The organism is Mesorhizobium sp. WSM4813, assembly GCF_055811555.1.
In genome coordinates, this window is record NZ_JBVVQU010000008.1 from 1 (window position 1) to 25750 (window position 25750).

General features: G+C 61.4%; 25 protein-coding genes and 1 tRNA gene. 20 read left to right on the forward strand and 6 right to left on the reverse strand.

The window, feature by feature from the left end:
• Nucleotides 1-182 precede the first annotated feature (182 nt).
• Nucleotides 183-1076, forward strand: coding sequence for an alpha/beta fold hydrolase (locus AC0L25_RS06250; RefSeq protein WP_473594683.1), 894 nt, complete (start codon nucleotides 183-185; stop codon nucleotides 1074-1076).
• 100 nt (nucleotides 1077-1176) lie between these two features.
• Here AC0L25_RS06250 and AC0L25_RS06255 read toward each other — a convergent pair.
• A tRNA-Ser gene (locus tag AC0L25_RS06255) sits at nucleotides 1177-1267 on the reverse strand.
• A 454-nt stretch (nucleotides 1268-1721) separates the two neighbouring features.
• Between AC0L25_RS06255 and AC0L25_RS06260 the strand changes: the two genes are divergently transcribed.
• On the forward strand, nucleotides 1722-2855 hold the full coding sequence (locus AC0L25_RS06260) for a porin (RefSeq protein ID WP_473594684.1): 1134 nt from the start codon (nucleotides 1722-1724) through the stop codon (nucleotides 2853-2855).
• Between the two features lie 547 nt (nucleotides 2856-3402).
• Here the strand turns inward: AC0L25_RS06260 and AC0L25_RS06265 are convergent.
• On the reverse strand, nucleotides 3403-5097 hold the full coding sequence (locus AC0L25_RS06265; protein WP_473594685.1) for a tetratricopeptide repeat-containing sulfotransferase family protein: 1695 nt from the start codon (nucleotides 5095-5097) through the stop codon (nucleotides 3403-3405).
• A 120-nt stretch (nucleotides 5098-5217) separates the two neighbouring features.
• Between AC0L25_RS06265 and AC0L25_RS06270 the strand changes: the two genes are divergently transcribed.
• The 10 genes from AC0L25_RS06270 (at nucleotide 5218) to AC0L25_RS06315 (ending at nucleotide 14888) form a co-directional block, all read left to right on the forward strand.
• Nucleotides 5218-6330, forward strand: coding sequence for a pyridoxal phosphate-dependent aminotransferase (locus AC0L25_RS06270; RefSeq protein ID WP_473594686.1), 1113 nt, complete (start codon nucleotides 5218-5220; stop codon nucleotides 6328-6330).
• Between the two features lie 285 nt (nucleotides 6331-6615).
• Entirely contained in the window at nucleotides 6616-7269 is a 654-nt protein-coding gene (locus AC0L25_RS06275) for a TetR/AcrR family transcriptional regulator (protein WP_473594687.1), read from the forward strand.
• Nucleotides 7270-7338: 69 nt separating this feature from the next.
• Nucleotides 7339-8502, forward strand: a complete 1164-nt coding sequence (locus AC0L25_RS06280; protein WP_473594688.1) for an isovaleryl-CoA dehydrogenase — start codon at nucleotides 7339-7341, stop codon at nucleotides 8500-8502.
• Nucleotides 8503-8585: 83 nt separating this feature from the next.
• Nucleotides 8586-8978 carry an AbrB/MazE/SpoVT family DNA-binding domain-containing protein gene (locus tag AC0L25_RS06285; protein WP_473594689.1) on the forward strand — a complete coding sequence of 131 codons (393 nt, stop codon included), beginning with the start codon at nucleotides 8586-8588 and terminating at the stop codon, nucleotides 8976-8978.
• Nucleotides 8975-9358: a type II toxin-antitoxin system VapC family toxin gene (locus AC0L25_RS06290; protein WP_473594690.1), complete on the forward strand. Its 384-nt coding sequence runs from the start codon at nucleotides 8975-8977 to the stop codon at nucleotides 9356-9358. Before AC0L25_RS06285 ends, AC0L25_RS06290 begins: the two co-directional genes overlap by 4 nt.
• A 4-nt stretch (nucleotides 9359-9362) precedes the next feature.
• Nucleotides 9363-10970 (forward strand): carboxyl transferase domain-containing protein, encoded by a 1608-nt coding sequence (locus tag AC0L25_RS06295; protein ID WP_473594691.1) that lies wholly within the window; start codon nucleotides 9363-9365, stop codon nucleotides 10968-10970.
• 2 nt (nucleotides 10971-10972) lie between these two features.
• The gene (locus tag AC0L25_RS06300; RefSeq protein WP_473594692.1) at nucleotides 10973-11515 is read left to right on the forward strand and encodes an O-acetyl-ADP-ribose deacetylase; all 543 of its coding nucleotides are present in this window, start codon (nucleotides 10973-10975) and stop codon (nucleotides 11513-11515) included.
• A gap of 105 nt (nucleotides 11516-11620) precedes the next feature.
• Nucleotides 11621-11989: a hypothetical protein gene (locus tag AC0L25_RS06305; RefSeq protein ID WP_473594693.1), complete on the forward strand. Its 369-nt coding sequence runs from the start codon at nucleotides 11621-11623 to the stop codon at nucleotides 11987-11989.
• 510 nt (nucleotides 11990-12499) lie between these two features.
• A complete protein-coding gene (locus AC0L25_RS06310; RefSeq protein ID WP_473594694.1) occupies nucleotides 12500-12820 on the forward strand; it encodes a hypothetical protein in 321 nt (106 codons plus the stop codon).
• Nucleotides 12821-12935: 115 nt separating this feature from the next.
• Nucleotides 12936-14888 (forward strand): acetyl/propionyl/methylcrotonyl-CoA carboxylase subunit alpha, encoded by a 1953-nt coding sequence (locus tag AC0L25_RS06315; protein ID WP_473594695.1) that lies wholly within the window; start codon nucleotides 12936-12938, stop codon nucleotides 14886-14888.
• A gap of 210 nt (nucleotides 14889-15098) precedes the next feature.
• Here the strand turns inward: AC0L25_RS06315 and AC0L25_RS06320 are convergent, their stop codons facing one another.
• On the reverse strand, nucleotides 15099-16220 hold the full coding sequence (locus tag AC0L25_RS06320) for an ABC transporter substrate-binding protein (protein WP_473594696.1): 1122 nt from the start codon (nucleotides 16218-16220) through the stop codon (nucleotides 15099-15101).
• On the opposite strand from AC0L25_RS06320, the gene AC0L25_RS06325 reads away from it, so the two are divergent.
• A complete protein-coding gene (locus tag AC0L25_RS06325) occupies nucleotides 16189-16641 on the forward strand; it encodes a hypothetical protein (RefSeq protein WP_473594697.1) in 453 nt (150 codons plus the stop codon). The two genes, AC0L25_RS06320 and AC0L25_RS06325, sit on opposite strands and share 32 nt — an antisense overlap.
• Before the next feature lie 44 nt (nucleotides 16642-16685).
• On the opposite strand, the gene AC0L25_RS06330 is transcribed toward AC0L25_RS06325, so the two are convergent.
• Entirely contained in the window at nucleotides 16686-16952 is a 267-nt protein-coding gene (locus tag AC0L25_RS06330) for an SEL1-like repeat protein (protein ID WP_027152750.1), read from the reverse strand.
• 470 nt (nucleotides 16953-17422) lie between these two features.
• On the opposite strand from AC0L25_RS06330, the gene AC0L25_RS06335 reads away from it, so the two are divergent.
• The 5 genes from AC0L25_RS06335 to AC0L25_RS06355 all read left to right on the forward strand — a co-directional run bounded on the left by AC0L25_RS06335 (nucleotide 17423) and on the right by AC0L25_RS06355 (nucleotide 21258).
• Nucleotides 17423-17767: a DUF2147 domain-containing protein gene (locus AC0L25_RS06335; RefSeq protein ID WP_352955616.1), complete on the forward strand. Its 345-nt coding sequence runs from the start codon at nucleotides 17423-17425 to the stop codon at nucleotides 17765-17767.
• Between the two features lie 333 nt (nucleotides 17768-18100).
• Nucleotides 18101-18268, forward strand: a complete 168-nt coding sequence (locus AC0L25_RS06340) for a hypothetical protein (protein ID WP_473594698.1) — start codon at nucleotides 18101-18103, stop codon at nucleotides 18266-18268.
• A gap of 40 nt (nucleotides 18269-18308) precedes the next feature.
• Entirely contained in the window at nucleotides 18309-18503 is a 195-nt protein-coding gene (locus AC0L25_RS06345; RefSeq protein WP_473594699.1) for a hypothetical protein, read from the forward strand.
• A 130-nt stretch (nucleotides 18504-18633) separates the two neighbouring features.
• Complete coding sequence (locus AC0L25_RS06350) at nucleotides 18634-20094, forward strand: AMP nucleosidase (RefSeq protein WP_473594700.1); 1461 nt, start codon at nucleotides 18634-18636, stop codon at nucleotides 20092-20094.
• A gap of 123 nt (nucleotides 20095-20217) precedes the next feature.
• Nucleotides 20218-21258 carry an endonuclease/exonuclease/phosphatase family protein gene (locus tag AC0L25_RS06355; protein WP_473594800.1) on the forward strand — a complete coding sequence of 347 codons (1041 nt, stop codon included), beginning with the start codon at nucleotides 20218-20220 and terminating at the stop codon, nucleotides 21256-21258.
• 108 nt (nucleotides 21259-21366) lie between these two features.
• Here the strand turns inward: AC0L25_RS06355 and AC0L25_RS06360 are convergent, their stop codons facing one another.
• Nucleotides 21367-21972 (reverse strand): DUF922 domain-containing protein, encoded by a 606-nt coding sequence (locus AC0L25_RS06360; protein WP_473594701.1) that lies wholly within the window; start codon nucleotides 21970-21972, stop codon nucleotides 21367-21369.
• A 141-nt stretch (nucleotides 21973-22113) separates the two neighbouring features.
• A complete protein-coding gene (locus AC0L25_RS06365; protein ID WP_473594702.1) occupies nucleotides 22114-23793 on the reverse strand; it encodes an electron transfer flavoprotein-ubiquinone oxidoreductase in 1680 nt (559 codons plus the stop codon).
• 260 nt (nucleotides 23794-24053) lie between these two features.
• On the opposite strand from AC0L25_RS06365, the gene AC0L25_RS06370 reads away from it, so the two are divergent.
• Both AC0L25_RS06370 and AC0L25_RS06375 read left to right on the forward strand, forming a co-directional pair.
• Entirely contained in the window at nucleotides 24054-24698 is a 645-nt protein-coding gene (locus AC0L25_RS06370; RefSeq protein ID WP_473594703.1) for a hypothetical protein, read from the forward strand.
• 69 nt (nucleotides 24699-24767) lie between these two features.
• The gene (locus tag AC0L25_RS06375) at nucleotides 24768-25655 is read left to right on the forward strand and encodes a uracil-DNA glycosylase (RefSeq protein ID WP_473594704.1); all 888 of its coding nucleotides are present in this window, start codon (nucleotides 24768-24770) and stop codon (nucleotides 25653-25655) included.
• The last annotated feature ends 95 nt before the right edge of the window (nucleotides 25656-25750 follow it).

Sequence of the window (25750 nt, forward strand, 5' to 3'; positions counted from 1 at the left end):
AACGGAGTCCTCCCAAGAATCCACAACCCGCCAATTGGCAAGCAATTTCCCATCTACTCAAACGCGATTCCCCTGCCACAAGGGGGGAGATTGGCAGCTTGGCCGTTCCGCCCTCGATTGACCACCCCCGCCCTCGCCTGTAGCAGTCGAGACGATCCGGCAACGGCGAGGAATCGAGTCCAATGTCGAGCGGTTTTTCCGATTTTTTCTACGCCTCGCCGGACGGGCTTGAACTCCACGCCCGCATCTACGGCGAAGCGAACTCCGGACACTGGCCGGTCGTCTGCCTGCCCGGCCTGACCCGCAATAGCCGCGATTTTCATGAGTTGGCGCTGCACCTGTCGCGACGGACGCAAAGTCCCCGAAAAATTGTCGCCTTCGACTATCGCGGGCGCGGGCAATCCGCCTATGACCCCGATGTCAGCCACTACAATGTCGGCGTCGAAGCCGGCGACATCCTCGCTGGGCTGGCGGCGCTAGGCATCGAGGAGGCGGGTTTCATCGGCACGTCACGCGGCGGGTTGATCATCCATATGCTCGGGGCGATGCGGCCGGCAGTCCTGAGGGCTATCGTGCTCAACGATATCGGCCCGGTGGTCCAAGCCAGCGGTCTCGCTCATATCCGCTCCTACCTCGACCGCGCGCCGAAGCCGAAAACCTACGCCGAGGCGGTCGGCGGCCTGCGCGGCGCGCATGGCAGCGACTTTCCTGCCCTGACCGAGGCGGATTGGGAGCGGATGGTAGCGGCCCTATACCGAGAGACGGATGAAGGGCTGGTGCCGGATTTCGACCCGAAGCTGGTCGACACGCTGGCGGGACTCGACCTGACCCAGAAGCTGCCTGATCTGTGGCCGCAGTTCGAGGCACTGGCGGCGATATCCCTGCTCGCCATACGCGGTGCCAATTCGAAGCTGCTGTCCGCCGAGACGCTCGAACAGATGCGAAAGCGTCACCCTTGTGTCGAGACGATCACGGTCGCGGGCCAGGGCCATGCGCCTTTCCTCGAGACCGGCGGCCTGCCCGGCGCCATCGCCGCTTTTCTGGATAGGACCGAGCAACGCTTCGGCTCAAAGTAATGCTCGATAACTGAGGAATTTATTTGAGGCAGTGCGACAGGGCATCCTGCTTCGCGGAAAGGGAGGACTTGTCCTGCGAAGCGCGCAGCGCCAAGCAGGATGGCGGAGAGGATGGGATTCGAACCCACGAGAAGCTTTTGACCTCTACTCCCTTAGCAGGGGAGCGCCTTCGACCACTCGGCCACCTCTCCGTTGCGCCGGTGGATAAAGAAAAGCGCCGGCACAATCAACAAGCCTGAACCATTATCATTGAAAAAACCGGCCTCTGCCGAAACGGCGCTTTTGCCATGCGGCGATTCTGCGGCAATCCCTTGGCTGTCGACTCACAACATCGTCGCAATTCCGGGAGGGGCAATTGCCGGAACCGGCCGGATTGTAAGGGCTCACAAGGGGCTCAATGGTTAACGGGAGCTTTCCGAGTGAGGCCAAATCGTGTCATTTGTGCAACAAGGTAGGGGGATAGCGCCTGCACAGACCTTCTGCCGATACGATGGTGGTTGAACGCCGCCGCCTCATGGGTAATGTCGAATTCGAAGGAGCGGCGCGGTGCGCATCTTTTTCGGTAGTGGGGATGGGGCAGGGAACGCTGTCCTTCAGCAAAGAATACCCAGACCCGTTTTTTAACTTTTGACTGGAGGTCAGAAAATGAACATCAAGAGCCTTCTTCTTGGCTCCGCTGCGGCTCTGGTCGCAGTTTCCGGTGCGCGCGCCGCCGACGCCGTCGTCGTTGCCGAGCCGGAACCCGCTGAATACGTCCGCATCTGCGACGTCTACGGCGCTGGCTACTTCTACATCCCCGGCACTGAGACCTGCCTGCGCATCGGCGGCTATGTCCGCTACGACATCGGCGTCGGCGACGTCGGCACATTCACCGGTGCGGGGACCGTCGACGTCGAGGACGGCGACGAGCAGGATACCTACTGGAAGCGTGCTCGCTTCGCGCTGAAGACCTGGACCGGCCAGGAAACCGAGCTCGGCACGTTGAAGACGTACACTGAGACCCGCTTCAACTTCCGCAACACCCAAGGCGATACATCCCCGTACCTCAACGAAGCCTACGACAGAGGCGTTTCGCTGAACTTCGCCTGGATCCAGCTCGGTGGGCTGCGCGTCGGTAAGGACGAATCGGCCTTCGATACGTTCATCGGCTACGCCGGCAATGTCATGAACGATACGCTGGTTCCCTACGGCGGCTTCGACACCAACGTCGTCCAGTACTATTTCGACGCCGGCAACGGCTTCTCCGCCGTGGTTTCGCTCGAACAAGGTTACGGCGACTTCACGATCGACAGCTACGTCCCGCATGTCGTCGGCGGCGTGAAGTGGACGCAGGGCTGGGGCGCGATCACCGGCGTCATTGCTTACGACGCCAACTATGAAGAAGTGGCCGGCAAGGTTCGCCTCGACGTCACCCCGATGGAGAACCTGTCGCTGTTCATCATGGCCGGCTACGGCACAGACGACAACTACTTGGATGGCGGCTTCGCACTTCCCGCCGCCGGCCGCGGCATGTACAAGCTGTGGAGCGGCAATTGGGCAGTCTGGGGCGGTGGCACTTACACCATCAACGAGAAGACCTCGTTCAACACCCAGATCTCGTATGACGAGGGCGAGAATCTCGGCGTCGTGGCGAACATCGCTTACGATATCGTCCCCGGCCTGACGATCACGGCCGAAGCCGCCTACTTCCACGTTGGTGATGAGACCGTCAGCAACTGGACCGGTGCCGAGGAGGAGGATAACTTCGGCGGCATCCTCCGCTTCCAGCGCTCGTTCTAATCAGCAGCGTTTGACTGAAATCGAACCCGGCGGGCAACCGCCGGGTTTTTTCGTATCGGCGTGGCTGTCAAGGGTGGAATGTATGGCGCGGCCGATACCGGCCATGGTCGTTCTGTGATTTCTGACAGGTTGGAAGCCGATCGGCTGCGCAGAATAAAAGCGCTCTGTAGCGATCCTTCGCGCCCCCCTCTGTCCTGCCGGACATCTCCCCCACAAGGAGGGAGATCGGCAGCTTCGCTGACAGCGCCTGTTCATCAACGTTGGAGATTAGCGAAAGCCGCAATGACGGCCAATCTCGCTCCTTGTGGGGGAGATGGCCGGCAGGCCAGAGGGGGGCGCTGTCCCTCAGCGTCTCGAAAGATTCTGCACCGCAGCAGCGCTTGCAAGGAACAGAATAGGAAGTTCGCTCCCGCCATTTGGGGGGAAGACGGCTAGTGGCCTTTAGCTAATCGTTGGGGATTGTCGGCTGATGGTCGGGTGGCAGAAAGCCTATGCGCTTGCCCCCCGCCCCCCGGCGGTCCACACAATGCGGACCGCCGGCCTCAAGTCAAATCTCTGCAAGATCACCCAGCGACTGTATCAGCGGCTGAATTTCGTTTTCGTAATTCTTCCAGCGCTTGACGGAGGATCTGTAGATCGGTTGACGAACCTGCCAGCGACTGGGCGTGTTGACCGAACCATCCCTATCGAAAAACCGCAGGCAGGCGTCGTCCCAAGGCAGCCCGAGATAATCTATCAGGCGGCGTGACTGCGCTTCCTGGTCCTCGACCAGCGTTTCGTAGCGATTTTCGAAGATAAGGCCTGGAAAAATCGTGTTCCAATGCTGCATCAGGCGGTCATACTCGCGATAGTACAGGCCTAGTGTTTTCAGGTCGGTGTTGTAGCTGTGCCCCTCGCTAAAATTGAGGACAAAGCAGGAGACGCAATTGTCGATGGCGTCGCGACGGCAATGAATGATGCGTGCGTTGGGGAAGAGAAGCCCGATAAGCCCGATCAGTTCAAAATTGTGCGGCATCTTATCCACGACGCGAAGCGCGGCAGGCGCCCGCTCCCGCAAATAGGACAGATGCTCTTCGGCCAGCGTTCTGGACAGGTCTTCCGTGATCGACATGACCGGCTGGTGCAAATCTCCAGCCGATGATGTCTTCAGACCGATCGCATTCGCGACCCGCCTTAGTTTGCTAAGCTCCCCTGCACCATGGACATCGGGATGGCTGGCGCAGATCTGCTCCGTGAGCGTTGTTCCCGAACGCGGCATGCCAACCACGAACACCGGCACTTCGGAAGGATTTCCATAGCCGGCCCGGGCAGCCAAAAAGTCCGGCGTGAAGGTTTCAATCATCGAATCGATCCACCGACGATACAAGTCGATATCGAACTTGTAGCCGGAGGCCTGTTTCGCCCTGTTGAAATGGCCGAATGCCTCATCATAGCGCTTGAGGTCGTTTAGCACCTTGCCGGCGGCGAGATGGAGTTGCTGCGCGGCTTCCGAACCAAGTTTCGGATTACCGAGTTCACGAAGGATGGATTGGAGCTCCTCGGGCTCCTCGGTGAACTTACGTGTCTGTACGAGGTCGTTGTAGGCAGCCGGCACCCCAATACGGCGATCGATCGCTTCTTTCAGATAGGCGGCGGCTTCCTCCATACGCCCCAGGCCGCTGAGCGCGCTGGCCAGCCCGGCTCGCACCTTGGGATGATCGCGGTTGATTTTCAGCGCCTTCTCGTAAAGCGGCAAAGCCATGTCGGGCTTGTCGAACGCCGTGTAAGTGCGTCCCAATGCGCAAAGTGCTTCGATAAGGCCGGGCTGCAGTTCCAGGGCATACTGCATATGCTTGATTGCTGGCGCATACTCGCTGACCTTCACATAGGCCTCGCCCAGGCTGAGATGATAGTACGGGTTTTTAGGTTCCTCGCCGACCGCCCGTGCGAAATATCGCAAAGCCCTCTCATCGTCGTAACCCAGATATATGGTCCCAAGGATGTACAAGGCGAGCGGATGGTTCGGCGTGCGCGCCAAAACCCGAAGACACAGGTCCTGGGCCTCGTCAAGCCGCTTGGCCTGCTGAAAGGTATATGCCTGTTTCAGCAACGCGTCGTCGGCCTGCGCACGCGATTGGGCGTTTCCTTTTTGCTGATTCCCTAAAGGCTTCGCTATCGGCACCTTCGCTATCGGCACCTTCGCTTTCGGCGCGGGTCCGGGCTTAATGTGCTTTGACCAAGCAGGTGGGAGTCGATTGTTCATGATATCTCGCTAGCAAAAAGAGCGGAGGGAATCCAGCATGCTGGTTGCAGCCAAGGCGGGAGCTTGCGCGGCCAACTGCGCCGCGCTAGCAAGAAAGCCCTTTTCGAACGAGCCTTTGCCATGCGCCAGCGCCCTCCCCTCACGCCGATCATCAGTACGCTTCCTTCGACGGTGCCGTTTGTCGGCCCGGAGGCGCAGGAACGTGACCGGGGCCGCGCGTTTCGCGCCCGCATCGGCGCCAATGAGAGCAGTTTCGGGCCCTCGCCGCGCGTCGTCGCCCGCATGGCCGGCATTGCCCGCGACATGTGGATGTATTGCGACCCCGACAATCACGATTTGAAGGTGGCCCTCGCCGCGCATCTCGGCGTTAGCGCCGAAAACGTGGTGGTCGGCGAAGGCATAGACGGGTTGCTCAGCCTGGTGGCGCGCATGTATGTGGCGCCTGATAACGCGGTGGTCACCTCGCTCGGCGCCTATCCGACCTTCAATTTCCATATTGCCGGCGTCGGCGGCCGGCTGATCGCGGTGCCTTACGAGAACGACCGGGAAAACCTCGACGGCCTATTGGCTACGGTGCGCAAAGAAAATGCGCCGCTGGTCTACCTGTCCAACCCGGACAATCCGATGGGAAGCTGGTGGGAGGCGGCCGAGCTCAGCCGCTTCATCGAAGCCCTGCCGCAAACCACCATGCTGGTGCTCGACGAGGCCTATGGCGAGCTGGGCCCGGTCTCGGCGCTGCCGCCGATCGATGTCGCGCGGCCGAACGTCATCCGCATGCGCACCTTCTCGAAGGCCTACGGGCTGGCCGGCATACGCTGCGGCTATGCGGTGGCCGACGCCCAGGTGATCCGCGATTTTGAGAAGATCCGCAACCACTACGGCGTCAGCCGCATGGCGCAGATCGCCGGCGTCGAGGCGCTTGCCGATCAGGACTATCTCCAAAGCGTGGTGACGCGGGTTGGTTCCGGCCGCCGGCGCATCGCTGAAGTAGCCGAGGCGAACGGGCTGAAGCCGCTGCCGTCGGCAACCAATTTCGTCACCATAGATTGCGGCGGCGACGGCGCCTTCGCGCTGAACGTGCTGCAGGCTCTGCTGTCGCGCGATGTGTTCATCCGCAAGCCGATGGTGCCGGTGCTCGACCGCTGCATCAGAGTCAGCGTCGGCCTCGACCACGAGCTCGACATTTTTGCCGAGGAGTTGCCCGGCGCGCTGGCGGCAGCACGGGGGAGCTAGCGCCTTCGTCAAGACCCTGCAGGACCTTTTGATGCCTGCGGGACAGCGCCCCCCTCTGTCCTGCCGGACATCTCCCCCACTTGGGGGGAGATTGGCCGTCACTTCAGCTTTCGCCATCTCTAACGTTTGAAGAAAAGTGCGGCCGTTGGAGCTGCCGATCTCCCCCCTTGAGGGGGAGATGTCCGGCAGGACAGAGGGGGGCGCCAAGGAACGCCATCGTCTGACAGCGGCTCCCTTGAATTAATTGAACGTTTGTTTTATTCTTACGCCCTCAACGAGGCATCCATGGCGCGCACGACCGGTTCCGACGGGGAAAAGACCGAAGCTGCGGTCCGCGAGGCGGCGGTGAACCTGATCGCACGTCTCGGCTACGAGGCGATGTCGATGCGCCAGCTGGCCGCCGAGGTCGGCGTGCAGGCCGCGGCGCTCTACCGCTATTTTCCGACCAAGGAAGACCTCTTGTTCACGTTGATGCGCGAGCACATGGAAGGGCTGATCGAGGCGTGGGACGCGGCGCGGCCTGCCACGGCCGATCCGGCGACGCGGCTCGCCGCCTATGTCGAAAACCACATCGCCTTCCACATCGAGCGGCGCCATTCCACCCATGTCTCGAACATGGAATTGCGCAGCCTGTCGCATGACCGCCTGACGCAGATCCTGCGTATGCGCACGATCTATGAAAAGGAGCTGCGCGCCATTCTGCGCGACGGCGCAGAGGTCGGCGTCTTCAGCGTCGAAGACACAGGGCTGACGGCCATGGCGCTGATCCAGATGATGACCGGCGTCATCGTCTGGTTCCGGCCGGGCGAGCGGCTATCGATCTCGGAGGTAACCGCCACATATCTTTCAATGACGAGGCGCCTGGTTGGAGCAAAGACCCACGCCGCGACAACGACCTACAGCGTCGCAGCCCCTTCCGGCGAGCAAAGGACGTTGTAGCACTTTGATTTTGCGCATGATCCTTCCCGAATCGAATTCGATTTCGGGGCATGCGCCGGGAGGAACGGCATGTACACGCACACACTCAACTTCGGGCTTGACGAAGACATCGAGGCGCTGCGCGACCTGGTGCGGCGCTTCACCCAAGACAAGATCGCGCCGATCGCCGCCGAGATCGACCGCTCGAATGAATTTCCGGCGCATCTGTGGGCCGAGCTCGGTGGGCTCGGCCTGCTCGGCATCACCGCCGATCCGGAATTCGGCGGCACCGGCATGGGCTATCTCGCCCATGTCGTTGCGATGGAAGAGATTTCCCGCGCCTCGGCCTCGGTCGGCCTCTCCTACGGCGCCCATTCCAACCTCTGCGTCAACCAGATCAATCGCTGGGCGACGCCGGCGCAGAAGGAAAAATATCTGCCTGCGCTATGCAGCGGCGAAAAGGTCGGCGCGCTGGCGATGTCGGAATCCGGGGCCGGCTCCGACGTCGTGTCGCTCAAACTGCGTGCCGAAAAGCGCAACGACTGCTATGTGCTCAACGGCACCAAGATGTGGATCACCAACGGCCCGGACGCCGAGACGCTGGTCGTCTATGCCAAGACCGATCAGGAGCTCCATTCGCGCGGCATCACCGCCTTCATCGTCGAAAAATCGATGGCCGGCTTTTCCGTCGCGCAAAAGCTCGACAAGCTCGGCATGCGCGGCTCCAACACCGGCGAACTTGTGTTCGAGAACGTCGAGGTGCCGTTCGACAACGTGCTGCATGAGGAAGGGCGCGGCGTCGAGGTGCTGATGTCGGGCCTCGATTACGAGCGCACGGTGCTCGCGGGCGGCCCGCTCGGGCTGATGGCGGCGTGCCTCGATGTGGCGATTCCCTATGTGCACGAACGCAAGCAGTTCGGCCAGCCGATCGGCGAGTTCCAGCTGGTGCAAGGCAAGCTGGCCGACATGTATACGACGATGAGCGCCGCGCGCGCCTATGTCTATGCCGTCGCCGCCGCCTGCGACCGTGGCCAGACGAGCCGTAAGGACGCCGCCGCTTGCGTGCTGTTCGCTGCCGAGAAGGCGACGCAGATGGCGCTCGACGCCATCCAGCTGCTGGGCGGCAATGGCTACATCAACGACTATCCGACCGGCCGGCTTCTGCGCGACGCCAAGCTCTACGAGATCGGCGCCGGCACCAGCGAAATCCGCCGTTGGCTGATCGGGCGCGAAATCATGGCGGAAAGTGTGTAGTGGCGTCCGTCTGGTAAATTGCCATGAATTGCAGATTGTGCCATAACTTCTGAATATGTCACATATCTGAAACGAGGCAGAGTATGGCAAACGGGACGAGAAAGGCTGAGTTTGACGAAAATCCGCAGACACAATTCGATGCCAGCGCTCCGAAACCTCCGCTCCGGGTTCCAGCGAAACGCGAGCGCGTTAGACTTGGCGAGGGCGGACGCTTCGTTATCCCGGCTGCCATGCGCGAGGAAATGGGTGTGAAACCGGGCGAGGATTTGATCCTTCATGTCGAGAACGGCGAGCTGAGGGTAAAGTCGTGGCTTCGGAATCTCAGGCGCGTCCAGGCGGAATTGTCGGCGTTGAAAAAGCCTGAGGAAAGTGTTGTGGACGAATTTCTGAAGGAGCGGCGGGAAGAACAGCGCCGAAGCGATAGACGTTTGGACCGGCTTCATGCTGAAGGAACGGCGAGAAAGGGAGCGAAGTGAAACCCTACGTCATGGACAGTTCGGCGGCGCTGGCGATCCTGCTCAACGAGAAAGGCACCGATATTGCCTTGGGTTTCGCGCCGGATGCGCAATGCAGTTCCGTCAATGCGGCCGAAATCATCGCAAAGCTGATCGACAGGGGACGCAGCATGGAAGAGGCCGCGGACGACCTCGCCAGCCTCGGTATGCCAATCGCTGTTTTCGACGAAATGATGGGCATCGCCGCTGGTCAGCTTCGCGAGTTGACGCGGCATCGCGGCTTGTCGCTGGGCGATCGGGCCTGCCTCGCATTGGCAATTCGCGAGAACGCCATTGCCGTCACCGCCGACCGTGACTGGGGCGACCTGGATATCGGCTGCAAGATCGAACTGATCCGGTAACACTATGACCACCCTCATCTCCCAGATCTCGCCAGCATCCGACACCTTCCGCGCCAATGCCGAGCGCATGCGGGCGCTGGTCGCCGACATTGCGGAAAAGGCGGCAACCGTCGAGCGTGGCGGCTCGGAGGAAGCGCGTGAACGGCACCAGAGCCGCGGCAAGCTTTTGCCGCGCGAGCGCCTCGCCCAATTGCTCGACACCGGCTCGCCCTTCCTTGAAATCGGCCAGTTCGCTGCATGGTCGATGTATGGCGAAGACATCTCATCGGCCGGCATCATCGCCGGCATCGGCCGCGTCGAAGGCATCGAAGTCATGGTCGTCGTCAACGACGCCACGGTGAAGGGCGGCACCTATTATCCGCTGACGGTGAAGAAGCATCTGCGCGCCCAGGAGATCGCGCTGCAGAACAAATTGCCTTGCGTCTATCTTGTCGACAGTGGCGGCGCCAATCTGCCCAACCAGGACGAGGTGTTTCCTGACCGCGACCATTTCGGCCGCATCTTCTACAACCAGGCCAACATGTCGGCGTCGGGGATACCGCAGATCGCCTGCGTCATGGGTTCGTGCACGGCGGGTGGCGCCTATGTGCCGGCGATGTCGGACGAGACGATCATGGTGCGCAACCAGGCGACCATTTTCCTTGGCGGTCCGCCGTTGGTGAAGGCTGCCACCGGCGAGGACGTCAGTGCCGAGGAACTGGGCGGCGCCGATGTGCACACGCGGCTTTCCGGCGTTGCCGACCATTATGCCCTCGACGACGAGCATGCGCTGGCGATCGCACGCCGCATCGTCAAGAACCTGAATCGAAAGAAGGAGATCGGGCTGGCACTTCGCGATCCGATTCCGCCGCTTCAAGCGGCGGATGAGCTCTACGGCATCGTGCCGACCGATCTGCGCCAGCCCTATGACGTGCGCGAAGTGATCGCGCGCATCGTCGACGGCTCCGAGTTCGACGAGTTCAAGCAGAATTACGGCACTACGCTGGTCACCGGCTTTGCCCATCTCAACGGCATGCCAATCGGCATCATCGCCAACAACGGCGTGCTGTTCTCCGAAAGCGCCCTCAAGGGCGCGCATTTCATCGAGCTGTGCTGCCAGCGCAAGATCCCGCTGGTCTTCCTGCAAAACATCACCGGTTTCATGGTGGGGCGAAAATACGAGGCCGGCGGCATCGCCAAGGACGGCGCCAAGCTGGTGATGGCCGTCGCTACGGCCCGCGTGCCAAAGGTAACCATGATCATCGGCGGCTCGTTCGGCGCCGGCAATTACGGCATGTGCGGACGCGCCTATTCGCCACGCTTCCTGTGGATGTGGCCGAATGCCCGCATTTCGGTGATGGGCGGCGAGCAGGCGGCCACCGTGCTGGCCGTCGTCAAGCGCGAGGGGATCGAGCGCAAGGGCGGGGAATGGAGCGCGGAGGAGGAGACAAAATTCAAGAAGCCGATCCTGATGAAATACGAGCATGAGGGTCATCCGCTCTATTCCTCCGCCCGGCTCTGGGACGACGGCATCATCGACCCGGCCAAGACGCGCGAGGTGCTGGCACTCAGCCTGTCAGCGGCGCTGAACGCCGAGATCGAGGAGACACGGTTCGGCGTGTTCAGGATGTGACGATGAGTGAGACCGACCACAGAATTCGCGTTCATATCGGCGACATCACGAAGCTGGCGGTCGATGCCATCGTCAACGCTGCCAACACGTCACTTCTGGGTGGCGGCGGTGTCGACGGCGCCATTCACCGGGCGGCCGGCCCCGAGCTCCTGGCCGAATGCCGGACGCTGAATGGCTGCAAGGTCGGCGACGCAAAACTCACCAACGGCTACAGGCTGCCGGCGCGATACATCATCCACACGGTCGGTCCGGTCTGGCAAGGCGGCAGCAAGGGCGAAGCCGAGTTGTTGGCCGCCTGCTATCGCCGGTCGCTCGAACTCGCCGCCGCCAAGGATTGCCGGGCGGTGGCATTTCCGGCGATCTCGACCGGTGTATACCGATATCCAAAGGACCAGGCGACGCAGATCGCCGTTGACACCGTGAGCGCCTTCATCGGCCAGAACGCGGTTCCTGAAACTGTCATCTTCTGCTGCTTCGACCAGCAAATGGCGGAACTACACCAACAGGCGTTGCTGCGCCTGGCGGAGCGTGACCGGTATAGCTAAGAAAATCCACCCATAGTTTTCAGATTTATTTTTATTCACCGATCTGGCCAGACGAAAGAATCGCGGCTATTGCTCATTGCAAATACCAGTGGGGATTGGGCGAAGATGAGACTGCAGCTTTTTCAGAAAACAACTGTGCCGGTACTTGCAGGACTGCTTATATTAGCGGCACCTGACCTTGGAGCGGCAGAATCGCTGGCGGGAAGCAAGGGCGACAGCCGCTACCCCGTGTATTTCGCGCCCGGTTCAACGGGAGGCTGTCAGAAGGCATACAAGGCCTATCTGGCGACTGGCAGTCATTCCGCCTATGCGTCGACCCCATTCAATTGGGCGACCGAGTTCATGATTTGCGCGCGTGCGAATGGATCGTCGCAAAAGGCTGCAGAGGCATTGGCGCTGAAGGACTGCCAATCCGCCCGGAAGCAATACAAGGTCACGACAGCGGGAGTCTGCAGCATCGCTGCCTCCAAATAGTAATGCCTGTTGGCTCAGTTCATTCCAAGGGGAAAAAATGCGACCGAGATTGGTTCAGAGTACAATTATATCGATACTTGCAGGGTGTCTTATACTCACGGCACCCGGCATCGGAGCGGCGGAATCGCTGGCGGGAAGCAAAGGCAACAGCCGTTTCGCCGTCCATTTTCCCCCAGGTTCGACCGGAGACTGCCCGGAGGCCTACAAAGCCTACGTGGCAGCCAGTGGGCATTCCGCGTATGCCACGACCTTCTATTCGCGCGTGACCGATTTGTACGTCATTTGCAGTGCGCGGCTGAACGCGCCGTCTCAGAAGGCTGCGGAAGATCTGGCACTGCGGTCCTGCCAGGCCGGCGTCAAAAAGTACAAGGTCAAGACCGCAAGCGGGGGCTGCGGAATCGCCGCCTCCAAGTAGGCAAATTTCTGTCAGTTGGGGTTCTTCAAATGGGCTGGGCAATGAAATCTTTATCCATCAAACGAGTAACCATATCGATGCTTGCAGGACTGCTTATGGTCGCTGCACCGAATGTCGGGGCGGCGGAAACGCTGGCGGGAAGCAAGGGCGACACCCGGTTCTGGCCGGCTCTGTCGGGAAACCCGAAGTCCGATTGTACCAAAGCTTACAAGGCCTATGTGGCGGCCAGCGGCCATTCAGCCTATGCGACCACCCCCTACATGCGGGTGACTTCGCTGTACATCATCTGCGGCACGCACTTGAATGCGCCGTCACAGAAGGCTGCCGAGGAGGCGGCGATGAAATCCTGTCACGCTACCCGCAGCTACTACAAGGTCACGACCGGAGGAGCTTGCGAGATCGCTGCCTCCAAGTAAACAAGCCCGGTTTACCGATCCTTTGACAATGGCCGGACTGCAAAGCAGGGTGTTGCCACAGCTCGCGTGAAGAGCATTCGCGCCGTTGGCGGCAAGCTCTGGCTTTGGAGGTCCTATGTTCGCCAAAATTCTGATCGCCAACCGCGGCGAGATCGCTTGCCGGGTGATCCGCACGGCACGCAAGCTGGGCGTGCGCAGCGTTGCCGTCTATTCCGACGCCGACGCCGGGGCTTTGCATGCCGGGATGGCCGACGAAGCTGTGCATATCGGCGCCTCGCCTGTCGGCGAAAGCTATCTGCGCGGCGACAAAATTGTCGCGGCGGCTTTGGCTACCGGCGCCGAGGCCGTCCATCCTGGCTACGGTTTTCTGTCGGAAAACCCTGAGTTCGTCGATCAGGTGACAGCGGCGGGGCTCGTCTTCATCGGCCCGTCAGCGGCCTCGATCCGCGCCATGGGGCTGAAGGACGCGGCCAAGCGGCTGATGGAGAAGGCCGGCGTGCCTGTTGTGCCGGGCTATCACGGCGAGGCGCAGGAGATTGTGCTGCTCGCCTCCAAGGCACGAGAGATCGGCTATCCCGTGCTGATCAAGGCGCGCGCCGGTGGCGGTGGCAAGGGCATGCGGCGCGTCGAACATCCCGACGACTTTTCCGAGGCGCTGTTGGGTGCGCGGCGCGAGGCCAAGGCCGCTTTCGGCGACGACCGCGTGCTGGTCGAGAAATATATCGAGAAGCCGCGCCACATCGAGGTTCAGGTGTTCGGCGATATCTTCGGCAATGTCGTGCATCTCTACGAGCGCGACTGCTCGGCGCAGCGCCGCCACCAGAAGGTGATCGAGGAAGCCCCCGCCCCCGGCATGACGCCGGCATTGCGCAAGGCGATGACGGAGGCGGCGGTGAAGGCCGCCAAGGCAATCAACTATTCCGGCGCCGGCACGATCGAGTTCATCGTCGATGCCTCGCAAGGGCTGAAGGCCGACCGCTTCTGGTTCATGGAAATGAACACCCGCCTGCAAGTCGAGCACCCCGTCACCGAAATGGTCACCGGCACCGATCTGGTCGAGTGGCAGTTGCGGGTGGCGTCCGGCGAAAAGCTGCCGAAAACACAGAGCGAGATCACGCTGTCCGGTCACGCCTTCGAGGCGCGCATCTATGCCGAGGACGCGGCAAAGGGTTTTTTGCCGGCGACGGGCACGCTGCATCACCTGAAATTTCCGGATACCGCGCCCGAGGGCGCCAGCATGCGGATCGAGACCGGCGTGCGGGCCGGCGACGCCATCTCGCCCTTCTACGATCCAATGATCGCCAAGCTGATCGTGCACGGCAAGAGCAGGCAGGCGGCGCTCGGAGCGCTGGGCATAGCCCTTTCGCAGACCGAGATCGCCGGCTCGACCGTCAATACCGCCTTCCTCGCTGCTCTTGCCGCTGATGCGGATTTTTCGGCAGGCGATGTCGATACCGGCCTGATTGGCAGGCATCAGGAAGCGCTGACCGCAGTGCCGCCGCCGAGCAGCGGGATCGTCGCCGCAGCCGCGCTTGCGGCGTCCGGCGCCGGCGCTCAGGCGCCGAGCGGCGATCCGTGGTCGTCGCTTGCCGGTTATGCGCATTTCCACACTGTTCCGCGGCGCACGCGGCTGCGATACGGCGAGGATGATATCCTCGCGCTTGTGTCGGTGCGGCCGGACAAGCGGTTCCAAGTGGGACTGGATGCACCTTATGACAGCGCCAATCCGCTTGATCTTCGCGCCGCCCCTCGACTTGCCCGCTGGCCCGGTCATGTCACCGTATTCGACGACGCCATCGGCTACAGCTTCGCGGTGCCGGACCCGTTGGCGAGGGCCGACGAAATCGCCGCCGGTTCTGACAGCCTGCGCGCGCCCATGCCGGGCCTGGTCAAACTGGTGCGCGCGGCACGAGGCGAGGCCGTCATCAAGGGTCAGCCGCTGTTGATCCTGGAAGCGATGAAGATGGAGCACACGATTTCCGCCACTCATGACGGGACGATCGCCGAGATCGCAGCGCAAGGCGCACAAGTCACCGACGGGACAGTGCTGGTGCGTTTTGCCGAGTAGGTCCACGGCTGACCGCTGTTCATGCCCCGAGGCGACGTCCAAGACACGCCACAAACGCACGCCCAAAATGAAAATGGCCGGGTCTGCCCCGGCCATCTCAGATTGTCGCTAGGCGCTAAGCGCGTCTCGTGCGACGCGCTTTAGTTCTTGTTTTTATGCATGTCGTTATCGCAAAACCGCTGCGCACTTTTGCGCGACATGCATTAGCCATCACGGCTGGATCGGTGCGTATTTGCCGTCGTGCCACTGGTTGATGTCGTAGCTGACGTTTTTGAGGTCGCCCTTTTCATCGAAAGTGACAGGACCGACGACGGTGCTGATCGGCTCACCGTTCTTCAACGCTTCGGCAACCTTGGCCGGGTCGTCGCTGCCGGCGCGCTTGATACCCTCGGCAAAGGCCTGGATCACGGCATAGGAGAACAGCGTGAAGCCCTCGGGCACGAAGCCGCCCGCCTTGATCTTTTCAATGGCTTCCTTGGCTTCGGGCTTCGCCTGCGGATCCGACGGGAAGACAAACATGGTGCCTTCGCCGGCCGGACCGGCGACCTGCCAGAATTCCGGCGTGGCGATCGAGTCCGGCATGATCAGCTGATACTTGAGGTTCTGTTCCGCCGACTGGCGCAGGATGAGGCCGGCTTCGGGGTGGTAACCGCCGAAATAGACCACATCCGCCTTCAGGTCCTTGAGCTTGGTGACAAGCGCCGCGTAGTCTTTTTCACCGGCGTTGATGCCCTCGTAAAGGATCTCTTTGAGACCGTTCTGGTTCATCGTTGCCTTGACGGCGTCGGCGACGCCCTGCCCATAGGCGCTCTTGTCGTGCATGATAACGACGTTCTTGCCGGCATATTTCTTGGCGATCCATGGACCGATGAAAGCGCCCTGCGCATCGTCGCGCGTATAGAGGCGCATGATCGTCGGCCAGCCGGCCTTCGCCGCCGCGTCGGTCAGCTCTGGGTTCGACGAAGCCGGACTCATCATCAGCGCACCGGCTTCGGCGTAGACGGCCGAGGCCGGAATGCTCGAGCCCGAGCAGGCATGCCCATCGACGAACTTGACGCCGTTGGCAACGACGCGGTTGGCGACCGAAACCGCCTGCTTCGGATCACACTGGTCATCCTGGACGTCGAGCTTGATCTGGCGGCCTTCGACACCTCCAGCCGCGTTGATCGCGTCGGCGGCGGCTTGCGCGCCCTGCTTGAACTGGTCGCCGATGGTGGCAAGCTGTCCGGTCATTGGTCCGACTACCGAAAAGGTGATGTCTTCGGCGAACGCAACCGGCGCGCTCATCATCAGGCCGACTATGGCCGCGCTCAAAATACGCAACTTTTTCATGGTGATACAACTCCTCCACTCTCGCGCGGCCGCTCCGGCCGCGCCTCTTCCAGAGTGGCCGGCAGAATCTCACCCTTCGCCAAGCCTGTCTAGGCGCATCGGCGGCACTCAATTGGGCCTGCAGCCTTTCTGTTTGACCATGATCTTTTTCCAAAAATCGGTTTTCCACTTTTTGGGATTATGGTCCGAAGGCGCAAAAGCCGCGCCTGCCTTGTTCCGGCCGGTCGCGGCTTTTGTCGATCGAACCATCCCCGGACGCTCCCGCGCCCGAAAACCGCTCGCCTTCCCTGTCCGTCGCGCAGCCTGGCTGTGTCCGGCCTGCCGCGTTCTTGCCATTGTTGGTTCGACCGTCTTGCGCGGCCTTGTTCTTGCCGGTCTGGCCATCTTGCGCGGCCTTGACCTGAAGCGTCCCTGTCGGTGATCTCAATGCCTGATGAATTCAGGCCTGATGAGCTCAGGGCCAACTTAGTGCATCGTCATCCATTCGCGGGCTTCGCGCAGCGCCCTGGCGATCTCGACCTTCGACATGGCGGCCGACAATTCCGAGCGCAGTTCCGCGGCGCGGACCGAGCCCTTGATCGCCGCGATGTTGAACCATTTGTGGGCGGCGACGACATCGGTCTCGCAATCGCGACCGGTCGCATACATCATGCCCAGTTCGAAAAGAATGTCGGCCTGGGCAGTTGCCCCCATGGCGCCGAAGCCGGCTTCAGGCATTTCAAAACGTGCCATTTCAATCCCCTGTTCTAGCCCCTGTCAGGCTCCCGAGAGCTGCCTCGTTCTGTCCCTTGGTATCTATTGATAACCGTTGGGGGTGGCCGCTCTTTCGATGCTTTCGAGAATGAACCGGAGGCTTGAATCCGTCGTTAAGTGGCGTGCTTAATTTGAGGAAAACAAAGCTAAAACAATAGGTAAACGCGGGAATTCATTAACGATGCAAACCCAGCAATTTCGCCGCTTTGGGCTGAATTTGACGAAAATTTGCGAGGCGCAAATCAAGACTCCGCTAACCACTGGAGACAAAGACGGAGTTGCGAACGTTTCATTTCGCACCGATGAGACCGCTTCGGGCGACCAGAAAATCCTGAAGTCTTCCGCAGCGGCACCGCTTTTGTTTTGCCGGGACGTGAATTAGCTTACGTTTGCGTAAAAGGCAGACCGGCGGGCGGAACATCCGGCCGGGTTCCACAGGGAGGACAAACATGTTTCGCAAAGTCAGCATGGCCTTGGCGGCCACATTGATCATGGCCGGCACGGCTTGGGCCGACCCGATCGAAGGCAACTGGAAAACGCAAGCCGGTTCGACCGCCGTCATCGCGGGCGGCGGCGGGGCATTCTCCATCACGCTCAAATCAGGCAAATTTTCCGGCAAGCGCATCGGTTCGTTCAAGGTGTCCGGCGCCAACAAATATACGGGCACCATAACCGACCCGGAGACCGACAAGACTTATTCGGGCAAGGCCTCGGTCTCAGGCGCTTCGCTCAAGATGAGCGGCTGCGTGCTCGGCGGGCTGATTTGCAGGAGCCAGACCTGGCATAAGCTCTGATCGTTTCGACTGCCACAGATTGAAAACGGGGCCGCGAAGGCCCCGTTTTTGTTTGCGCCGTCTGTTTGAGACACCGGATCGATCGTGCGGGCCGCGCCTTCTGCACTTACCCTTCTGCACTTAACAGCAAATTTTTGGGCGTCCTTCGTCCTTATCAGCAGCAAGATCGGGGGCAGCAGCAAGACTGCGGCGACGCCTGTGACCGGCGACTGCGCGGTGGCGGCGGGCACTCAACACTCCGTCGATAAATTTGAACCGCAGATGAACGCCGGCATCAGAACCGGTTCAGTTGCATCAGGGCATTCTCATGCGTGTTGAAGGAGACACCACGCCATGTTCGCCCGCCGCTTCACCATCGTCTGCCTGCTGATGAGCCTGTTCGGCATGGCGTTCGCCATCCTCGTTGCAGAGGCCGGCCGGCCCAACCGGCAGGAATTGGCCCGCTCCTGGGACCAGGCCAATTCCTGCCGGTTCGATTGCGTGAACCATTTCCGCCCCTGAACCGACAAAGACTTCGAGAGAGAGAGAAAAAGCAAAAGCCATGACCCGCACCGCCGCCAACGCCCTCAAGATCCTTCGGCTTCTGCCGCGGGCGGCGCTCATCCTGACGGTTCTGGCGGCTCCGGTACTGGCCGTGCCGACGATGCGCGCCGATGCCGGCTCGACGATCGAAGCGCCGGCGCTGAAGAAGACGGGCGTCGGCTTTGTGCTGTTGGTCAGCTTGCGGCGCGGCTAGGCCAATCAGCCTTCATCCAAACCATTCAAAATAAAAAACGACCCTTTGGCCCCCTCCCAACCGCATGGCCAAGCCTCTATATTGGGTCATGGAAAAGCGAATCTATCCCCAAGCCATAGACGCAGTCGTGATGCCGGAGCCGTTTGGCCGGCAGGTCTTCAATGATGCAGCAAAGGCCGTCGCGGCTTTGCAGGCCCTCTACGACCGCAACACCAAATTCCTGCGCGAGTCGTTTACGGCGCTCGCCGCAGGCGGCGACAACAACAAGCGCTACCGGGCCTTTTATCCCGAGGTCGGTGTCACCACGACTTCGTTCACCCAGATCGACTCGCGGCAGGCTTACGGACATATGCCGACGCCTGGGCATTTCTCGACCACCATAACCCAGCCCGGCCTTTTCGAACGCTATCTCATCGAACAGCTTCGCCTGATCATGCGCAATCACGGCGTTCCGGTCACGGTTTCGGAATCGACGACGCCCATCCCGCTGCATTTCGCGTTCCTGGAAGGCTCCCATGTCGACGGCGCGGCCGCCGAGCGCATCAGGCGGCCGATTCGTGACCTGTTCGACGTGCCGGATCTCGACGGCACCGACGACCAGATCGCCAACGGCACCTTCGAAGTGGCATTAGGCGAAGCCAGGCCGCTGGCGGCGTTCACGGCGCAACGCATCGACTACTCGCTGCACCGGATGTCGCACTACACGGCGACCAGTCCCCAGCATTTCCAGAATTTCGTGCTGTTCACCAACTACCAGTTCTACATCGACGAATTCGTCGCCCGTGCGCACGAGCTGATGGCGAAAGGCGGCGGCGGATACGTCGAATTCGTCGAGCCGGGAAATGTGGTCACCAAGGCTGGACAAAGCGCGCCTGGCAATGGCGTGGCGCCGCCGCGCCTGCCGCAGATGCCGGCCTATCATCTGAAGAAGCCGAACCATGGCGGCATCACGATGGTCAATATCGGCGTCGGCCCCTCCAACGCCAAGACGATCACTGACCACATCGCGGTGCTCAGGCCGCATGCCTGGGTGATGCTCGGCCATTGCGCCGGGCTGCGTAACACCCAGGCGCTGGGCGACTATGTGCTGGCGCATGCCTATGTGCGGGAAGACCATGTTCTGGACGATGATCTTCCGGTCTGGGTGCCGATCCCGCCGCTGGCCGAAATCCAGGTGGCGCTACAGGAGGCGGTCGCCGAAGTCACCGGCCTTTCCGGCTACGACCTCAAGCGTATCATGCGCACCGGCACCGTCGCCACCATCGACAACCGCAACTGGGAGCTGCGCGACCAGCGTGGGCCGGTGCAGCGGCTGTCGCAGTCACGGGCGATCGCGCTCGACATGGAATCGGCGACGATCGCAGCCAATGGCTTCCGTTTCCGCGTGCCCTATGGCACCCTTCTTTGCGTCTCCGACAAACCTCTGCATGGCGAATTGAAGCTGCCCGGCATGGCGACTGAGTTTTACAAGCGACAGGTGGCACAGCATTTGACCATCGGCATCAGGGCGATGGAAAAGCTGGCCGCGATGCCGATGGAACGGCTGCATTCGCGCAAGCTCAGAAGTTTTTCGGAGACGGCATTCCAGTAGGACCGATCAGCCTTCATAGACCGGAGCATGTCCGGAGCACGATAACATCGCGGCAGGGCATTCCGTCATCTTGATTGGCTGCATTTCTGCCGATAAGCAAACGAGATGGCACGCGTTCGAAGCATGATGACGTCGGTGGCATTCGTCGCAATGCTCGGCTGCTCGGTCGCGCTGGTGGCCGGGTTTTTCGGAACGCTGCATCCGGCGTTCGATTCCTTCGCCCATTTCCGCGTTCATCTTGCCGTGCTGATGGCGCTTTGCGCATTGCCGTTGCTCGCGACCTCGTTTCGCCTGCAAGCGGCCACAGCGCTGCTCTTTGCCTTGGCTGCCCTTGCCACCACCTCGAACGCGTTGGGCTTATCTCGCCTGTGGCCAGTCCAGGCAGCCTACGAAGCTAAACCTGGCGACCGGGCGGTCTACCCCGATGACCAGCCGGTCTATCGCCTGTTGCAGATGAACCTGCGGTTCAACAATCCGACGCCGAAGAAAGTACTGTCGCTGATCGGCCGGACCAATCCGGACGTGATCACTCTCGATGAAGTGTCGGAGATGTGGACGACCGAGCTTGGCTATATTGCCAGCGCCTATCCCTACCGGATCCTCTGCCCCTATCCCAATGGCGTGTTCGGTGTTGCGCTGCTGTCCAGACGGCCGTTTGCCGCCGGCACACAACCGCGCTGCGACAGGCGCGGCGCGATGGCCATCGCGACGGTTGATTTCGGCGGAACCGACGTCGACGTCGCCGCCCTGCACCTCACCTGGCCATGGCCGTACAACCAGTCACGGCAGATCGGCGGATTGTCGGAAGAGTTCGCATCGCTCGGCGAGACAACGATCATGGCAGGCGACTGCAATGCAGTGCCGTGGAGCGCCGCCGTCCGGCGCGTCGCAGATCTTGGCAGGCTGACCGTGGCGCCTTCGCCGGGGCCGACCTGGCTCTACATCAAGCTGCCGGATTTCCTGCGCTTCGCCGGATTGCCGATCGACCAGGTTTTCAACAAGGGCGCGGTTCTCGTCCATTCGGTGTCGAGGCTGGAAGGCACAGGCTCCGACCATCTTCCGCTGATGGTGGAATTCTCGCTCAGGCCGGAACAGAAAAACCCGGTCGACGAAGATGAAACCGCGACCGCATCCGTGACACAGAACGGCAAGACTCGAAGCTGAGCGCCTAAAGCGCGTCGCGTTTGACCGGCCTCATGCGACGCGCTTTAGGTTGTTGTTTTTATTGATGTCGTTATCGCAAAACCGCCGCACACTTTTGCGCGACATGCATTAGCCCTTGCGCAACAGGGCACCAATGAGGTGTTCGACATGGCCGCCCTCGAGATGCTCGCGCGCATCGAAAGCGTTCTGTTTCGCCTCGTATTCGGCATAGACAGCCTTGATCCGGCGCCTCGCCTCGCGATGCGTCTTGCTGCAAACCCAGTTGTCCGGGAACTCCAGCCCCGTGATCGATTTCTCGGTGGCCCGCATCATTGTCCTGGCGATGCGGCCGTGGTTATGCTCGTGGGCACGAACGCCCGCGAAAAACCGCTTCCAGCGCTTCTGAAGCGCCGGCGTCGCGGCTGAGACCATGCGGGGTAAGGTGTAGGTGAGATCGAGTGTCCCGTTGGCCCGCCGCAGACGACAGACACCACCCTCCCTGCTGACGTCAAGGTCCCAACTTACGGTATAGGCAGTCAGCGCGATGGCGTGCGTCATGAAGCCGTGCCTCTTCGGACCCTTGCGGTCCATAGCCTGGATCAGGGCGGCGCCCGTGGTTCCTGATATGTCGTAGGTCCGAGTCTTGACCAGCACCTTCGTGTCAGCCGATGCCGACGGTGCGAAGCCGCACAAGCCACCAATTGCCGCAAGGCACGTCAGAACCGCCAGGCGCATGGTCATCTCTCCGGGTCAGGAGAGAAGGGAACCACAAGCGCAGCGCCGCTTCAACTTTTTTTAGACGCTGCAAATATAGCGGGCCATCACCGGTTTCGTTTGGTCGACGGTCGAGACGGCCGGCACGGCGGTTCTGGCAGACTACATATTCTGGTAGACTGGTCCTTCACCACCTTGTGGCGGCACCCAGGTTATGTTTCGGTTCGGGTCCTTGATGTCGCAAGTCTTGCAATGGACGCAGTTCTGCGCGTTGATGACGAAGCGCACGTCCTTCGCCTCGGGATCGGCGGCGGCGTTGCCATCCTTGTCGACCCATTCGTAGACGCTGGCCGGACAGTAGCGTGTCGAGGGCCCGGCATAGACATCGTGTTCGGAACGCTGCTGCAGATCCATATCGGCGACCAGCAGGTGGACAGGCTCGTTTTCCTCGTGGTTGGTGTTTGAGAGAAACACCGAGGACAGGCGGTCGAAGGTGAGCACGCCATCTGGCTTCGGATAGGCGATCTTCTTATGCTTGGCGGCCGGTTCCAGCGTTGCGTAGTCGGCCTTGCGGTGCTTCAGCGTGCCGAAAGGCGAGAAGCCGAACAGCGTGTTCAGCCACATGTCGAGGCCGCCAATGCCGACGCCGACGACGGTGCCGAAGCGCGACCACAATGGCTTGACGTTGCGCACCTTTTTCAAATCCTTGCCGATGTCGGTCGCCCGCCATGCCGCCTCGTAAGAGGCCAGTTCGTCATTGGCGCGGCCGGCGCCGATCGCCTCGGCGACATGCTCGGCCGCCAGCATTCCGGAGAGCACGGCATTGTGCGAGCCCTTGATGCGCGGCACGTTGACGAAGCCGGCGGCACACCCAATCAGCGCGCCCCCGGGGAAGGACAGTTTCGGCACCGACTGCCAGCCGCCCTCGGTGATGGCACGGGCACCATAACCCAGCCGCTTGCCGCCCTCGAATGTGGCCTTGATCGCCGGGTGGGTCTTGAAGCGCTGGAACTCGTCGAACGGCGACAGATAGGGGTTTTTGTAGTTGAGGTGGACGACGAAGCCGACCGCCACCTGGTTGTCTTCCAGATGGTAGAGGAAAGAGCCGCCGCCGGTCTTCATGTCGAGCGGCCAGCCGAAGGAATGCTGGACCAGTCCTGGCCGGTGGTTCTCCGGCTTAACCTGCCAGAGCTCCTTGAGGCCGATACCGTATTTGCCGGGCTCGCGGCCATCGGAAAGATGGTATTTGGCGATCAGCTGCTTGGCCAGCGAGCCGCGCGCGCCCTCGCCGATCAGCACATATTTGCCCATCAGCGCCATGCCCGGCGCGAAGCTCGGGCCATGCGTGCCGTCCTTCTCGACGCCCATATCGCCGGTGACAACGCCGGTGACCGCGCCCTCGTCACTGTAAATGAGGTCCACGGCGGCAAAGCCCGGATAGATCTCGACGCCCTGCGCCTCGGCCTTGGTCGCCAGCCAGCGGCAGACATTGCCGAGCGAAACGATGTAATTGCCGTGATTGTTCATCAGCGGCGGCATCAGGATGTTGGGCAGACGGAACGAACCGGCGGGGCCGAGGACCAGGAAATCGTCTGCCGTGACCGGCGTCTTGAACGGATGTCCCTCTTCGTCACGCCAGCCCGGCAGCAGCCGGTCGATGCCGATCGGATCGACGACGGCGCCGGACAGGATATGGGCGCCGACTTCGCCGCCCTTTTCCAGGACGACGACGGAAAGCTCGGGATTGACCTGCTTGAGACGGATCGCCGCGGCGAGGCCGGCCGGACCAGCGCCGACGATGACCACGTCGAATTCCATGCTGTCGCGTTCGATCTCGCTCATCAACTCCTCACTGGCTGCCGCATTTGCGTATCTTGCTGGCTTATCCGCTGCATAGCGCATCAATTCGCGACGCGAAACCGGCGCTGACGTGACAATGCCGATTTCGTCAAAAAGTCGCGCATCGTACGACAAAATCGCGATTTGGGGTTCACCTGAACATCGATCCTGGCCGGGCCCATTCCCGCAAGCCATTCCAAAGGAGCCGTCGCCCTCACGTTTTTAATTGTTCGACGGCTTGCTTATCGGCCATACTTCGCGTCATGCGCACTCCTGAGCCATCCGGCTTTTCATCGACGCGCTTTTTTTCCTCGCCCGGACGGATTTGCCGGGCGCTCGTTTTGGCCCTTTTGCCGCTGGCACCCGTTGGCGCCCATGCCGAGCCGCAAAGGGTCTGGGCGGCCGGCGCCTACTCCTTTTCCGACGAGCTGGGCGGCTTCCGCATCACCAGCGCCTCGGGCATCGGGACAAAGGAGGACCCGCTTGTCATCACCGAAGAGCTGAATTCGGCAACACCGGTGACACTGACCATCCGCACGACAAAGCCGATCCAGCCCTTCGGCACCGCGGGCCAATTTGCCAACGGCCTGATGTATATGCGCATCGACGTGCTCAACAACAGCGGGCAGGCCTGGGTCGAGTTCCAGTTCGAGCTCCAGGAGGTGCTCCATCGGCCGAGCGTGTTCGGTGACGGCCTGTCATTCGACCAGCGCAACAAAACGCCTGACAACATCTGGTCGAGCAGCTTTACCGATTTCGATCGCGACTTCGAACCTTATGATCGGCTGCTGTTCAAGAGCGGCAAGATCGACCCGCTGAAGACAGCAAAATTCGATTACCTGATCACCGACTACACACCGCGCTGGACGTTCTATCTGGTGCAGGATCCGCGTATACCGTCGAGCTGAGAGCCTTGACGCATGTTGGGGCGACATGCACTCCTTGCAAATTCCTGCCGCGCGGCCGAATGTGAAAGCATGACTGCCGTTTCCCGAGACAACCGCCCTGACATCGCTGACCTGCTGGCCTTCTACGCCAGTGCGGGCGTCGATGAAGCGCTCGAAGAGGAGCCGGTGAACCGGTTTGCCGAGGCCGCCTCAAAGCCGCCTGAGCGGGCGCCAGCTACAGTTACGTCGCCAACTGGTGAAAGCGCCGCGCAGCCACGCTCGACAAGCCTATCACGCGCCGAAATGGGTGAAAGGCAAGCTGCGGCACCGGCGGTGCGCGCGCCGTCCAGTACGGCGACGGTGCCTGACGAGCAGCAAGCGGCATTGGCGCGCCAATTGGCAACGACGGCGGTAACTCTTGACGAACTTCGCCAGCACATGGCGGCATTTGACGGCTGCAATCTCAAATTCACCGCCAAGAACCTGGTGTTCGCCGACGGCAATCCGAACGCCGCGGTGATGCTGGTCGGCGAGGCGCCCGGCCGCGACGAGGACATCGAGGGATTGCCGTTCGTCGGCCGCTCGGGCCGGCTGCTCGACCGGATGCTGGCCGCGATCGGCCTCGACCGGACGTCGGCCTACATCGCCAATGTCATCCCCTGGCGGCCGCCGGGCAACCGCACGCCGACACCGCACGAGACCGAGATCTGCCGGCCGTTCATCGAACGGCAGATCGAACTGGTCAATCCGAAGGTGCTGGTCAATTTGGGCGGCCCCTCGGCAAAGACCTTGCTCAACACCACCGAGGGCATCCTGCGGCTGCGCGGCAATTGGCGCCTCCACACGACCGCCTCCGGCATTGCCATTCCCGCCATGCCGACCCTTCACCCGGCCTATCTCTTGAGAACCCCCGCGCACAAGAAGCTGGCGTGGCGGGATTTCCTCGAGGTGAAGGCGAAGCTGCGGGCGCTTGGCTGACAACCAGCGTTTCCTCGCCCCGCAAAGCTGGGATAGGAGGCGCTATAACCTGCCCGGTAATTGAAATACATCCGCTACCGGCCTAGTCATGCGCT